Origin of the sequence: Neisseria gonorrhoeae (genome assembly GCF_013030075.1) — a bacterium.
Classification (GTDB): Bacteria; Pseudomonadota; Gammaproteobacteria; order Burkholderiales; family Neisseriaceae; genus Neisseria; species Neisseria gonorrhoeae.
Genome location: NZ_AP023069.1, coordinates 593,188 through 607,512 on the forward strand (window position 1 = coordinate 593,188; position 14,325 = coordinate 607,512).

12 protein-coding genes and 1 pseudogene are annotated in these 14,325 nt (G+C 54.7%); 7 read left to right on the forward strand and 6 right to left on the reverse strand.

Annotated features, from left to right (window positions below; all coding sequences use genetic code 11):
- Positions 1-36: 36 nt before the first annotated feature.
- From ttcA to HT085_RS03160, 3 genes are all read right to left on the reverse strand, one after another.
- Complete coding sequence (gene ttcA / locus HT085_RS03150; RefSeq protein ID WP_003689014.1) at positions 37-996, reverse strand: tRNA 2-thiocytidine(32) synthetase TtcA; 960 nt, start codon at positions 994-996, stop codon at positions 37-39.
- 91 nt (positions 997-1,087) lie between these two features.
- Positions 1,088-1,951, reverse strand: coding sequence for a CAF17-like 4Fe-4S cluster assembly/insertion protein YgfZ (gene ygfZ / locus HT085_RS03155; protein WP_025455802.1), 864 nt, complete (start codon positions 1,949-1,951; stop codon positions 1,088-1,090).
- Between the two features lie 33 nt (positions 1,952-1,984).
- The gene (locus HT085_RS03160) at positions 1,985-2,347 is read right to left on the reverse strand and encodes a RidA family protein (protein ID WP_010357712.1); all 363 of its coding nucleotides are present in this window, start codon (positions 2,345-2,347) and stop codon (positions 1,985-1,987) included.
- Positions 2,348-2,421: 74 nt separating this feature from the next.
- On the opposite strand from HT085_RS03160, the gene ybaK reads away from it, so the two are divergent.
- The 6 genes from ybaK to HT085_RS03190 all read left to right on the forward strand — a co-directional run bounded on the left by ybaK (position 2,422) and on the right by HT085_RS03190 (position 11,089).
- Positions 2,422-2,901: a Cys-tRNA(Pro) deacylase gene (gene ybaK, locus HT085_RS03165; protein WP_003691371.1), complete on the forward strand. Its 480-nt coding sequence runs from the start codon at positions 2,422-2,424 to the stop codon at positions 2,899-2,901.
- A gap of 21 nt (positions 2,902-2,922) precedes the next feature.
- Positions 2,923-3,615: a DUF4870 family protein gene (locus HT085_RS03170; protein ID WP_012503722.1), complete on the forward strand. Its 693-nt coding sequence runs from the start codon at positions 2,923-2,925 to the stop codon at positions 3,613-3,615.
- A 3-nt stretch (positions 3,616-3,618) separates the two neighbouring features.
- Positions 3,619-4,494, forward strand: coding sequence for a DMT family transporter (locus tag HT085_RS03175; RefSeq protein ID WP_003689009.1), 876 nt, complete (start codon positions 3,619-3,621; stop codon positions 4,492-4,494).
- Positions 4,495-4,701: 207 nt separating this feature from the next.
- Positions 4,702-8,130, forward strand: a complete 3,429-nt coding sequence (locus HT085_RS03180; RefSeq protein WP_003689008.1) for a TonB-dependent receptor domain-containing protein — start codon at positions 4,702-4,704, stop codon at positions 8,128-8,130.
- 214 nt (positions 8,131-8,344) lie between these two features.
- On the forward strand, positions 8,345-9,328 hold the full coding sequence (locus HT085_RS03185; protein WP_003689006.1) for a Slam-dependent surface lipoprotein: 984 nt from the start codon (positions 8,345-8,347) through the stop codon (positions 9,326-9,328).
- A 270-nt stretch (positions 9,329-9,598) separates the two neighbouring features.
- Positions 9,599-11,089 (forward strand): surface lipoprotein assembly modifier, encoded by a 1,491-nt coding sequence (locus tag HT085_RS03190; RefSeq protein WP_003691365.1) that lies wholly within the window; start codon positions 9,599-9,601, stop codon positions 11,087-11,089.
- 67 nt (positions 11,090-11,156) lie between these two features.
- On the opposite strand, the gene aspA is transcribed toward HT085_RS03190, so the two are convergent.
- The 3 genes from aspA to HT085_RS03205 form a co-directional block, all read right to left on the reverse strand.
- Positions 11,157-12,554, reverse strand: coding sequence for an aspartate ammonia-lyase (gene aspA, locus HT085_RS03195; RefSeq protein WP_003691363.1), 1,398 nt, complete (start codon positions 12,552-12,554; stop codon positions 11,157-11,159).
- A 75-nt stretch (positions 12,555-12,629) separates the two neighbouring features.
- The gene (locus HT085_RS03200; protein WP_003691361.1) at positions 12,630-12,767 is read right to left on the reverse strand and encodes a hypothetical protein; all 138 of its coding nucleotides are present in this window, start codon (positions 12,765-12,767) and stop codon (positions 12,630-12,632) included.
- Between the two features lie 63 nt (positions 12,768-12,830).
- Positions 12,831-13,391 (reverse strand): YceI family protein, encoded by a 561-nt coding sequence (locus HT085_RS03205; RefSeq protein ID WP_003691360.1) that lies wholly within the window; start codon positions 13,389-13,391, stop codon positions 12,831-12,833.
- Positions 13,392-13,591: 200 nt separating this feature from the next.
- On the opposite strand from HT085_RS03205, the pseudogene HT085_RS03210 reads away from it, so the two are divergent.
- Positions 13,592-14,239: pseudogene (locus HT085_RS03210) on the forward strand (IS1595 family transposase).
- The last annotated feature ends 86 nt before the right edge of the window (positions 14,240-14,325 follow it).

Below are 14,325 nucleotides of genomic sequence, written 5' to 3' on the forward strand. Positions count from 1 at the left end.
AAACGGGCTTCAGACGGCATTTTTGACGGTGGAGGTTTACGCGCCGCAGGTTTTCGGCTTGTTCGCCAGAATGTTGATGACTTTGCGTTCGGCTTTTTGCGGCTCGATTTTGATTTCGCTCTCATCTTCTTCGCTGCCGTCTGAAAAGCGTTCGGGCATTTTTTCGCTGTCAAAAGCCAAATCGCCGCCGTGTTTCAGATTTTGACCGCGTTCCAATCCGGCAAAGTCAAAGAGTTCGGTATCGGCAAGGTGGGAAGGGACGACGTTTTGCAGGGCGGAGAACATCGATTCGATACGGCCGGGGAAGCGTTTGTCCCAATCGCGCAGCATATCGCCGATGACTTGGCGTTGTAGGTTGGGCTGCGAGCCGCAGAGGTTGCACGGGATAATCGGGAACTGTTTCAATTCGGCGTATTTGATTAAGTCTTTTTCTTTCACATACGCCAGCGGGCGGATGACGATGTGTTCGCCGTTGTCGCTCACCAGCTTGGGCGGCATGGCTTTGAGTTTGCCGCCGTAAAACATATTTAAAAACATGGTGGCGAGGATGTCGTCGCGGTGGTGTCCCAAGGCGATTTTGGTGCAGCCCAATTCTTTTGCGGTGCGGTAGAGGATGCCGCGCCGCAGGCGGCTGCACAGCGAACAAGTCGTTTTGCCTTCGTCCAACACGCGTTTGACGGTGGAGTAAGTGTCTTCTTCAACGATTTTGTAGGGAACGCCGATGCTTTCGAGATAGGTCGGCAATACTTCTTCGGGGAAGCCCGGCTGTTTTTGGTCGAGATTGACGGCGACCAGTTCAAAATCAATCGGCGCGCTGGCTTGGAGCCGGCGCAGGATGTCTAACAGGGCGTAGCTGTCTTTGCCGCCGGAGAGGCAGACCATGATTTTGTCGCCCGGCTCGATCATGTTGAAATCGTTAATCGTGTCGCCGACGGCGTGGCGCAGGCGTTTGCTGAGTTTGTTGTTTTCGAGTTCTTGCTTGGTTTTTTTGGACATGGCGGTGGTTTGAAAAATTAGGGATGCGGCATTGTAACCGAAAACAGGGGCGGCAATGCCGTCTGAAGGGCTTCAGACGGCATTAGAGGGCTTATTCTGCATTTTTGGTTTTAAAGAAGAGATGAACCGCTTTGAAGATACCGCCGTTTGGGACGGTGAGTTCTTTTTGCGCGGCGGAGAATTTAATCACGGCAAGGGCGGTAAAGTTTTCCGAATCTTGAACGCTGTCGAGTACGATGCCGGCTTCTTCGCCGTCCGCCGTCAGCAGGATGCCCGCTTCGGCTGCCGAATTTCCCGACAATACCGCCAAGCCGCGTTTGACCTGCCCCCGATACTGGGCGCGCGCGATGATTTCCTGTCCCGGGTAGCAGCCTTTTTTGAAGTGTACGCCGCCGATGATGTGCTGGTTGAGCATTTGGGCGACGGCGGTTTCTTTGGTAGCCGCGCATATCCACGGATAACCGCTGCGGATTTCGTGCAGCCGCCACGCGTTTTCGGCGGCAGCGTCATAAGGGGGTAGGGCGGTTTCGGGGGCGATGTGCAAAATGCCCCGATGGTGCAGGATGACGGAACAGATGCCGTCTGAGACGCATTCGGAGGTAAAGGCGAGACTGGGTTCTTGCGCGGCAAGCGGTTCGGCGGATGCTGCCAATTCCGCGCCGACGGCGTAATCTTCAAGGATTTCAAAAACGGCTTTGGCGCGCAACACAAACATCCGCAGGCGTTTGACCGTTGCTTCAAGCAAATCTTGCGCCATAATCAGCAGCAAATCGTCTCCACGGTTGACGACAATCATATTGGCGATGACGCGGCCTTTGGGCGTGTTGTAAGTCGCGTAACACGCCTGCCCGGCCTGAAGATTATTGATGTCGTTGGAAAGCTGTCCGTGCAGGAAGGTTTGGCGGTCTTCGCCGCTGACGCGCGCCACGCCGAAAAAGGGCAGTAAGGTTTTCATCATTTGCGTACTCTGAAATATAAGGAAATCTGTTTATGCAGTTGCCGCGTCTCTCTTCACGGCGGTTATTTTGATTTCGACGCGCCACTCCGGACGGGCGAGCCGCGCTTCCACGCAGGCGCGGGCGGGCGTTCTGCCGGCGGCAACCCAAGCGTCCCACACGCCGTTCATTTCCGCATAGTCGCCCATATCACGCAGGTAGATGACCGCATCCAAAACGTGTGCCTTGTCCGAGCCGCATTCCGCCAGCCAGCGGTCGGTTTGGGCAAGCACGTCGGCAGTCTGTTCGGCAGCCGTTTCACCGTTTTCGGGAACCATGCCGGAGAGGAAAATCAAGCCGCCCGCGCAAACCGCTTCGGAATAGCGGGGCGTTGTGCCGAAATACCGGATATCCATATCGGTTTCCTTCGATAAAGGGGATATATGGTAACATTGCGCTTGACCGATTTCCATGTTTTGCATGACGAAAAATGAGTAAACACACTTATCCGATAACACCTGCCGTACGCGTTTTGCGTGAAAACGGCATCGAATTTGAACCTTTTACCTATGCCTATGAGGAACACGGCGGCACGGCGCAGTTTGCCCGACTGTTCGGCAAAGACGAACACTTGGTCATTAAAACCATTGTTTTGCAAGATGAAAACGGTAAGGGGCCGATTGTCTTGATGCACGGCGACAAACAGATTTCAACCCGCAATCTGGCGCGGCATTTGGGTGCGAAACACATCGAACCCGCCGCGCCTGCGCAGGCAAACAAGTGGACGGGCTATCTGGTCGGCGGCACAACGCCGTTCGGCATCCGGACAAAATTGGATATTTACGTCGAACAGTCGGTGATGGATTTGGAAACCATCTATATCAATGGCGGAAAACGCGGGTTCATTATCGGTATCCGCCCCGATGATTTAAATATTTTGAACCCGAAAACAATACAGGCAGCGGTTTGACCGGGAAGTATAAGGAGCAATATGGACAAAGATTTGTATGCCGTATTGGGCGTGTCGCCGCAGGCGGGGGCGGACGAAATCAAACGCGCCTACCGCAAGCTGGCGATGAAATACCATCCCGACCGCAATCCGGGCAATCCGCAGGCGGAAGAAAAGTTCAAAGAAATCCAACGGGCTTACGATACGCTTTCCGACCTGTCAAAACGGACGCAATACGACGCGTCCTTCAGACGGCATGAGGAACGCGGGCGGCAGGAAGAGGCATTCCGCCGCGAACAGGCGCGCAGGGAGCAGTTTTACGGCGAACAGATGCGCCGCGAACAGGCGTTCAGACGGGAGTTTGAACGGCAGGCTTCACGTTCGCGCCATGCTTACGAACCGTCCGGCAGCGGAAGCGGGCGCAACTATATCCTCGCCGCCTACATCCTGTTCGGTTTGGGTGCAATCATGCAGTTCATGCCCATAGTCGGCGTGATTCTCGCCTATATGAAACGGAACAGTTTGGACAGCATTGTCTATGCCGCACATACCGAATACCTGATTAAAACCTTTTGGCGCACATTTTGGCTTTATCTTTTGGGCGCGCTGACTGCCCGTTTCGGCATCGGCGTGCTGGTTATTATTGCAACGACCGTCTGGTATTTCTACCGCATCATCGCCGGCTTTATCCGCTTCAACGACGGCAGGGCGGTTGCGCCCGAGAAATGGATATAGAGCATGGCCTACCTGTTAATCAGCATCGTGTTCAGCGTGTCGGTTTCCATTTTGCTGAAAATGGCAAGGAAGAAAAAAATCGACATCGCGCAGGCGGTCGCCGTCAATTATGTGGTCGCGGTCATACTGACCCTGTCGGTATTGAAGCCGGATGTCGGCAATATCGGTGCATTTTTGCCGACGTGGCCGCTGTTTGCCGCTTTGGGCGTGCTGCTGCCGTCCGTATTTGTCATTATGGGCAAATCCGTAGAATCCGCCGGTATCGTCAAATCCGACGCGGCGCAGCGTTTGTCGCTGTTTTTACCGATTGTTGCCGCTTTGACGCTGTTTGGCGAAAAACTCAGTGAAGGCAAACTGATCGGACTGTGCCTCGCCTTTGCCGCACTGTTCTGCCTGCTTTGGAAAAGCGACAGCGGCAAAAAATCAGGCAGCGCGTGGCGGCAGGCGTTATTGCTGCTCGGTGTGTGGGCGGGTTACGGCATTATCGACATCCTGTTCAAACAGATTGCCAAAAGCGGCACGGCATTTGCGGGCAACCTGCTGGTTGCATTTGCGCTGGCGGGTGTGCTGATGTTTGCCTGCCTGTTTGCCAAATCGGTCAGATGGCGCGTTGAGAGCGTGGTCGGCGGCATACTCTTGGGCGGTTTGAATTTTATGAACATCGTAACCTACATCACTGCGCACCAAATGATGAAGGACAGTCCCACGCTGGTTTTTGCCGGTATGAATATCGGTGTGATTGTTTTAGGGACGCTTTCGGGCGCATTGTTCTTTAAGGAAAAAATCAACACAATCAATACGGCAGGCATTGTACTGTCATTATGCTCCATTGCCTGCCTGTTCTATTGGACAGAAGTTAAGGCACTGTTCGGCATATAATCCGGCTGATTGATATAACAAAATGCCGTCTGAAACAGGAAAATGCTGCTTCAGACGGCATTTTGTTATACGGGCAGATTCAAAATTTAATTAATAATAGTTATTTTTAATTATAATTTAAATATTAATAATAATTAAAAATTTCAAATAATTCTTATTATGAGTGTATCTTAATAAAATTCATTTTATATTCTTAATAAGGAATACATGATGTCCGGATTCTCCCCCAAACCTAAGACCATTATCCTAAGCCTTGCAGGTGCATTTGGCGCATTGGCTTTTGCAGACACCCCGAACAATACCGAACAGCAGAAAGAACTGAATACCATAGTCGTCCATGGCAAACGCAGTGCCGACCAAAAAGGCGCGGACGACGTGTATTACAAAAACGTCTCCAACGCCTACGTCGGCAAAGAATACCTCGAACGCTACCGCGTCCAATCCGCCGGCGACGTACTCAAAGGCCTAAACGGCGTGTACAACATGAACACCCGCACCGCCGGCGGCGCCATCACGCCCAACATACGCGGTATCACCGGCAAGGGCCGCATCCCGGTTACCATAGACGGCACCGAACAAACCATCGACGTATGGATGAACAACTACGGCGTGGGCGACCGCAACTACCTCGACCCCGCCCTGTTCCGCAGCATCGCGGTGGAAAAAAGCCCCGCCCTCACGCGCGGCGTGAAATCGGGCGTCGGCGGCGCGATGTCCATCCGCACCATCGAAGCCGGCGACATCGTGCCCGAAGGGCAGAAATTCGGCTTCCAGCTGAAAACCGAGTTTGCCAACAACAGAACCCGCCCGGCCAACAACCTCAACCAATGGCTGGGCTGGGAAGACTACCGCACCCTGCCGCTCGGCGCCACCGCCGACGGCGCGGGCGGCGGTTCTGACCCGATCACCGGACAGCAGAGCCCGCAGGCGTTGGTGGTAGACAACTTTACCCCGCCGCAGCACAAAAGCGGCCGCGACAACTGGCGCTTCGGCGGCGACCGCAGTTATATGGCCGCCGCCGCCTTCAAAACCGAACTTTCAGACGGCCTTGCCGCCTACAGCTACCGCAACAAAGGCAACTACTTCGCCGGTCGCAAGGGTGCGGAAGGCTACCTGAATAATCCGGTATACGACCTGCAAAAATGCTACGACGAAGGCGGCAGCGATTTCAACTGCAAAAATTCCGCCACCTTCATCCCCAATATGGCGCGCATCTACCACCCCGGGGTGGAAGTGCTCAACAGCAACACCGAAACCAAAACCCTGCTGCTGAAAAACAACTGGCACCTGCCCGGCAGCCATCGGCTCGGCTGGCAATATATGCGCACCGACGTGCGCTTCGGAGAGATCAACCCCTTCCACACCACCTATGTGATGAATATGGAAGAGCACAACGAGACCAACCGCCCCAAAGAACTGTCGCCACAGGCGCAGAGCATCGATTCCACCATCCGCACCGACACCTACAAACTCGGCTGGGCCTGGAAGCCGGAAAACAGCCGCTGGGTCGATCTGCAGGCCAACCTGTGGCGCATCAAAACCAACAGCACCCGCCACCAGAGTGGCGGCATGGATTTGTCTTCCGCCCGCCCCGATCCCTTCTACGACGTTTGGTATTGGTGTACCCAACGCGGCCGGATACCGCCCGAGCACGTCGACAACTACAGCAGCTGCAACGACCTGATGAATGATTTCGGCGTCAACGGCCTGACCAAAGAACAGGTGTTGGCCATGACCCCGAACGACAACGGCCAATTCCGCGTGATTTCCGGCGCCGAGCAGAAAACCCGCGTCAGCCGCACCGGTTTCGATATCAGCAACCGCTTCCGCCTCAGAGACCGCCTGAGCATGACCTTGGCCGCCGATTATCAGAAAGAGAAACTGGCGGAGGAAGTGGAAATCGTCAATTCGCAAGACCTGTTCAACCTGGCCGGCATGGTAACCGGCCTGACCAAGCTGGCCGGGCCGCGCGGCGGCGAGCGGCGCGAATGGGGCACCAATTTGGTGTTCGACTGGCAGGCCGCCGACCGCCTGAAAATCTCCGCCGGCATCCGCTACCACAACTTCCGGGGCTTCGATACCGCCCTGGCCGAAGGGCGTGCCCGCCGCGACCCGCGCTATCAGGCAGGCGATGGAACCCAGCATTATGCCGATGGTGCCTATCTGCCGTATTTCGAACTGGCAGGCGATCAGGAGCGGCGTGACTGGAATGTGGTGGCCGAACAGCTTCGGCAGGCGTATCAGTCAGGCGATGCTGCCGCCATTGCCGCGGCAGTACAGGCAGAACAGGCGCACGGCGCCCGTTACCATTTGCTGAAATACTATGACGGCTCGTATCGTACCGATGGTTATGTGTATATCGGCAACGATGGCCGTGCCTATTTTGACGGACGGTTCGGCGGGGTTAACGAGGCACAGAACCAACCGCTCTATCGGGTGCGCCCCGTTTATGTGCCGTTTGTCAACGGCAAGCTGGACAGCGGCGCATTGCCCCAGCATTTTCATGATTTCGTCAGCAATTATCAGGAAAAAGTGACCAATCCGCAGGGGCTGCACGGGACGCATTATCGATATTGGGCAGGCGTGGGGAATCCTATCGACTGTATAAGAAGTGATGCGGCCTCTTGCCTTGCTCATAACCTATCGGGAAAAGTAACCAATTTTCAAGTCGGCTATCCCGAGTACGGTGATGATACCGGTCTCGGTCTCAAAATCATCGGTCGGCACTATACCGAGGAACAGTATTGGGCGCAGCCCAAACCGATCCGTGCCCATGCCTGGGCGCCGACCATCGCCGTCAGCTACGATCTGACCGACAACAGCCGCCTGTTCGTACGCTATGCGCAGATGAGCCGCTTCCCCAGCGTGTATGAGGTGGGCAGTTTTTATAACGACGTGGCCTATGCCGGTATGCCGAAGGCCCCAAATTTCCGCTTCAAGCCGGAACGCAGCCGCAGCTGGGAAATCGGCTATAGCTTCAATTTTGCCCCGTATTGGAGCCGGCTGCGTGCCGGCGATATGCGCCTGACCTACTACCGCAACCGTATCCAAAATGTGATCGAAACCACAGATTATTTCCGCACCGTGCAATACGACCGCAAGGACACCGCCGGGCTGGAATGGCAGAGCCGCATCGACACCGGCCGCTTCTTTGCCGCGCTCGGTGCCACCTACCGCCTGAAACAGCAGATGTGTGACCGCGATACCGCTTTCGATTACGACCCTTATGGTGCCAAAGGCGTGCCGATCTGCATCGAAGGCGGCTACGGCAGTACGCGCGGCTATCAGGCCTTGCAGCCGAAATATTCAATAAACCTGGATGCCGGGGTGCGCCTGTTGGGCGAGAAACTGGAGCTCGGCCTGCGCGGCATCTACCACAGCCGGGTCAACACCAAGCAATACGACCAACTGCTGCAAAAGGATTTGGGCATCATCTTCGATACCACCGGCAAGCCCCACCATTGGCGGTCATCGCTGACTTGGGATGTTTATGGCCGCTACCGGCTGCACAAAAACCTCAACGTCAACCTCGGCATCACCAACCTGACCAACCGCTACTATCTCGACCCGATGTCCAACGTTGCCGCCCCCGGGCCGGGCCGGACGGTTACCTTCGGGCTGACTGCCAAGTTCTAGCCGCAGGGCGGAGTGGGGTTTTCAGGTAGCCTGCGGGTATGGCGGGAAGGCTACCTGAAAACGGATTGGATATAACAACAAACAATTGAACACTCCGGACGCACAAACCCAACCGGCCCCGCTTATCCGAGGTAATGGTTTTTACCGTTTTTTCCGCCGGTTCGGCGGTAATAAAACGGTGGCTTTTGTTTAACTCTTAATTAAGGAAACGATTATGTCTATACGTAATAAAACCCTGTTGGCCGTCTTGCTGTGCGGCGTTTTTGGTGTGGCTGCGGCTGCTCCGGCTGGTGGTTCCAGCCAAAGGAAAAGCCAAGATCCAAATAGTGACCCGACGACAGTTCGCCCCGGCACCTCTGACAAGCAACCTTTCGGTGCCGGTAAGGCCGGTTTGGCATTCAGTATCAATAACGGTGGAAGTTGGTCGAAATCCATCAATCTGGATGATGGTCCGGTCAAATATATCCGTGCGAAATATCAGGCACCGATTAACGGCAACGATCCCTATGCTAATGTTGATGGTACGCGCAATCTGCAATATCTGCGCTTAGGCGATGTGAAACCGGTTATCGGCTGGTTCTACAACCCAACGTTGGGTCAGGTGTGGTATGAAAACCACCACAACAACACTGAAGTGTACAGTGTGCGCCAGATAGCCAACCCGGCAATCCCCGCCGCACCCAAGTTCGGCGGCCTGGTAATCGCCAAAGTGCCGGGCATGGGCGGCAGCAACGGCAACGTCTTCTTCGGCGAATGGGCGCCGCGTGCCGGTAACCCGCAGCAAATCAGCACCGACCTGAATATGGCGGATGGTAAACGCACCGTTTGGTATGTGGGCGATAATCCCACCGGCAACACCACCGGTGTGAGAACCGCCACCTACAATGTGCTGGGTATCAATAAGCACACCCCGGGGCAGAACGATTTCTATACCGGTCAGGTAACCGCCACCTTCGGTTCTGGTATAACCGGGACGATGGCAGGCAGAATCAGCCGCAGTTCCGATCACGTCGATTTTGATCACGCCAAAATCGATAACAGAAATGGTACCTTTGCCGATCCCAGTCAAGGCATGACCGGCCGCTTCTACGGCAACCAGGCGGCAGCCATGGCCGGCTATACCACACGTGGTACCGGTAATGTCGGCGATGACGTAGCTTTCGGCGGTAGCGCCACCGATATTGAGACCCGCAAATAACAGCTGCCATCCGATTTGGTTTGGCAACGGCTAGGCTGGATTTAACCCCTGAGGAGTTTCAAGCTGCCGTTTTATGCCGACTGCCAAGCCATATAAATCATCCGTCCGATACGGATTGCTGCTCGGTTTCAGGTAGCCCGTGTTCAACACAGGCTACCTGAAATTTGATATTTGTAAATAAACATCGCCTATCCCATACGGTTTCGGCCTATCGGACATTTTGGGACAGCAATTAAAACCTGCGTTACTTTATCTTTTCGGAAGGCAACCATGAACAAACCACTCAGCCTCGCCCTCTTCTGCCTGCTTCTGCCCATCACCGCCCACGCCGACAACCCCGCCGACGAACGCCGCCGCCTGCTGGACGAGGGCAGCCGCCAAACGCAGCAATACCGCGAAAGCGGTTGGCTGGACACGGAACAGGCACGCGGGGAAGTAGAGGAAAACGACGGCTATATTTCGATAGGCGGCGAAATCTACCAAGTCGGCGATACGGCGGAAGAACTGGAAAGCGCAATTTACCACGCCCTCAATGCGCGGCAGTGGCACAAGGTGCGGCAGTTCGCCGCCCGCTACGCCAAACTGCCCCGGCACAAACCCGCGCTGATTCATTTGGCCGATGCGCTGCAAAAACGGGACGAAGGGGATTTCCGCGCGGCGGGGAACAGTTTTCAGACGGCCTTGGAAGCCGAACCCGACAACCCCCGCCTGCTGCTCGAAGCGGGGCGGTTTTATGCCGAAGACAACCAAAACAAAGAGTCTGCCGCCGCGTTTGAGAAAGTTCTGAAAACGGACATTCCCGCAGAAACCCGCCCCATCGTGGAAAACTACCTGTCCGAACTGGGCAAACGCCGCCGCTGGCACGGCCAAATCAGCCTCGGCTACGGCTATAACAGCAATGTAAACCAAGGCAACGGCATCAACCAATGCGTGTGGGAAATTGCGGGCATGTGCCTGATGGAGCGCACCCTGCCCGCGCCAACGGATTCGACCTTCTCATCCTATAGCGCGACCGCCGAAAAAACCGTCCCGCTCAAAGGGAATCACGGCGTACAGGTGCGCGGTGTACTGTACGGCAACCGCTACACGGAAAAAGACAAAGATTCGGCGGCTATGCCGGATTACGGCTATCGCAACGGTTCGCTGTACGCGGGATACGCCTATGCCGACGCACGCTCCTCCTTTTCCCTGCTGCCTTATTTCGAATACGATTTCCGCAACCGCCACACCCACTACCGAGCATGGGGTGCGGATGCCGACTGGTCGCGCACACTCTCCCCGCACTGGCGCATTAACTCACATGCCGGAGCAAAAAAGACCGGATACGGCGGACAAAGCAAAACTTATTTTGCCGATTTCAAACAATACGAACTCGGCGCGGGGGCGGAATTTTCCATCACGCTGAAAAGCGGCCTGCTTGTAAATTTCGATGCCGCACGCAAAGCCTATCCCGAAAAATCCTCTTCCAGCAAAGAATATACGGCTCGGCTGGGCGCGTATAGGCTTTTTTCGGGCGGTACTTATTTAAACGCCGTCCTGCTCTACCGCCGCAGCCTTTATGACGCGGCAAGTTTCGTCAGCGATAACAAACGGCGGCGCGACAAGCAATACATCATGATGGCTGCGGCGGGTTTTCCGCAATGGAATATCAAAGGCGTATATCCCGAACTGCGTTTCAGGCGAACAATCGCACACAGCAACGCGGTGTATTACCGCTACCGCCAAAACGAATGGCTGTTGGGTTTTAAATATCGGTTTTGACCAGTCGGGTGATAAAAAATGCCGTCTGAAAGGGCGCTTCCTTTCAGACGGCATTTGTCCGTAATGTTTACAGATGAGGATTCATCAGGTTCTCGGGGGAGAGGATGCGGTTGATTTCTTCTTCGCTTAACAGGCCGCGCTCCAGTACGACTTCGCGCACGCCTTTGCCGGTTTGGGCGCAGATTTTGCCGACCAAGTCGCCGTTGCGGTGGCCGATGTACGGATTCAGATAAGTCACCAGCCCGATGGAGTTGAAAACGTAACGTTCGCAGATTTCGCGGTTGACCGTAATGCCTTTGACGCATTTGTCGGATAGGTTGACTGCGGCATTGCCCAAGAGGGAAATGGTTTCAAACATACATTGGGCGATGACCGGCTCCATAACGTTTAATTGCAGTTGCCCGGATTCGGCGGCGAAGGTAATCGTCGTATCGTTGCCGATGACTTTGAAGCAGACTTGGTTGACGACTTCGGGAATCACGGGATTGACTTTGGCAGGCATGATGGAAGAACCGGCCTGCAATTCGGGCAGGTTGATTTCTTTCAAACCGGCGCGCGGACCGGAAGAGAGAAGGCGCAAATCGTTGCAGATTTTAGAGAGTTTGACGGCCGTGCGTTTCAATGCGCCGTGTACCATCACATATGCACCGCAGTCGGAGGTCGCTTCGATCAGGTTTTCAGTCAGTTTGCAAGGCAAGCCGCTGACTTCGGAGAGTTTTTTGACCACCAGTTCGGCGTAGCCTTTGGGCGTGTTCACGCCCGTGCCGATTGCCGTTGCGCCCAAATTGACTTCCAAGAGCAGTTGGCGGGTGCGGTCAAGGTTGAGGATTTCCTCTTCCAACAATACTTGGAAAGATTGGAATTCCTGGCCTGCCGTCATCGGTACGGCATCTTGAAGCTGGGTGCGACCCATTTTCAAAACGTCTTTAAACGCTTCGGCTTTGGCGGCAAAGGCGTTTTTCAATACGGTCAGTTTGTCGAGCAATTCGCCGATGCTGTAATACACGGCAAGGCGGAAGCCCGTGGGATAGGCATCGTTGGTGGATTGGCTGGCGTTGACGTGATCCATCGGATTGACGATGTCGTAGCGGCCTTTCTCATAGCCCAAGGCTTCCAATGCAAGGTTGGCGATGACTTCGTTGGTGTTCATATTGACCGAAGTTCCCGCACCGCCCTGATACACGTCGGACGGGAATTGGTCGAGGCAGCGGTTGTTCAGCAGAACTTCGTCGCAAGCCTTTTCAATGGCGGCGGCGATTTCGGGTTTTACTGCACCCAATTCGCCGTTTGCCTGCGCGGTTGCTTTTTTCACCATCACCATACTGCGGACAAACTGCGGCACGTCGGAAATTTTTTGTGTGGAGATTTTAAAGTTTTCAATGGCGCGCAGGGTGTGGATGCCCCAATACACTTCGGCGGGAATCTCGCGGTCGCCCAATAAATCGTGTTCGATACGGACAGTCATGTTTTTACCTTTGTAAGTCGGATAATTAATATTGAAAAAATGCGCCATCGGAAAGATGCCGCAGCAGGACGAACACTATACCGGCCGGATGAAATTGTCCATATCGTATGCCGTCTGAAAACGGGAAACGTTGTTTTCGGTCGTTACTTTCCGGACTTTCCGGCAAGCCCCGCCTGCCGCCAAAATATCTTTCGGCGGGTTGTGCTCCGCCATATCGGCTTACGGTTGGCAGGGCGGTTTGATGAAGACGGCATTTGTGCTGATTCGCATCAAGGCTTATTGTTTTGCAGCTTCGATTTGGATGTCGATGCGGACGTTTTTGGTCATACCGGCGTTAACGAGGTAGTCCACGCCCCATTTGGTGCGGTCGATGGTGGTGCTGAAGTCGCCGCCGCAAACTTCGGTTTCCGCCATCGGGCTTTGGTAGCAGTTGAATTTTTCGGCTTTGAGTTTGACGGGGGCGGTTTTGCCGCGCATGGTCAGGTTGCCGTCAACGGAAACAAGTTTTTTGCCGTTGAAGTTGAATTTGGTGGAAACGAAGCGGATGTCCGGATATTGAGCGGCATCGAAGATGTCGGCGGATTTCAGGTGGCCGGTGAAGGGTTGCGAACCGCTTTGCAGGTTGGCGACGGGAATGGTGATGTCGATTTTGCCGTCGCGTTTTGCTTGATCGAACTCGACGGAACCGGTCAGACCGTAAAAACCGCCGACGTTGGTGCTGGTGTTGAAGTGGTCGATGGCGAAACGGACGTTGGCGTGATATTCGTCCACTTTGTAGGTGGCGGAGGCAGTGCCGACGGCTGCCGCTGCGAGCGCGGCGAAGATGATTTTTTTCATGATGATAATCCTTTGTGTGGGCCGGTAAAGGCGTTTATCCTAACATAGGCGGGGATTTATGGCATTTCCTGCCGGTAAACGGTGGGTTTGCAGGCGGTTGACGAACGGGCGGGCGGAACAGGGCGGATGAAAAAGCGCGGTGTTATCCGTGCTTTGTTTTTGGGTCTGTACCAGATTAGCAGATATGTTACCCTCGAAATATGAAGATAACACACTGCAAATTAAAGAAAGAAGTACAAAAAGAACCGCTCCGTTCTTTTGTACCGGAAGTTACCGCCCGTTCTGCCGCCGATATTTTGGGTATCCATCCCGATTCGGCGGCACTGTTTTACCGTAAAATCCGCACGGTTGCCAACCATCGTTTGGCCTTGGCTGCCGATGAGGTTTTCGGGCCGCCGGCCGGGCGGAAGCTGTTTCGGCGTACGGCGTAAAGGCAGACGCGGTCGCGGCGCGGCAGGAAAAGCGGTTGTCTTCGGCATTCCGAAACGCAACGGGCGGTATATACCGTTGCCGCGGACGATGCCGAGCCTGAAACGTTGCTCCCTGCCGTCAAAAAGAAAATCATGCCGGACGGTATTGTTTATGCCGATAGCCCGGGCAGCCGCGGCAAGTTGGACGCGGGCGGTTTTACCCGTTGCCGCATCAACCGTTCCAAGGAATTTGCAGACCGTCGGAACCACATTAACGGCATTGGGAACTTTTGGAATCAGGCAAAACGCGCCTTGCGGAAATACAACGGAATCGATCGTAAACCTTTCCCGCCGTTGTTGAGGGAATGCGAATTTCGACTTAACTTCGGCACACCGTCCCGGCAGCTAAAAATCCTGCGGGATCGGTGTGGAATTTAGGGATAATCTAGTACAGCCACAAAAATAAACCAATATTTAACAGTCGGATAGCTCCGCCTGATTAAGTTTTTCGGTAATAGTTGTGA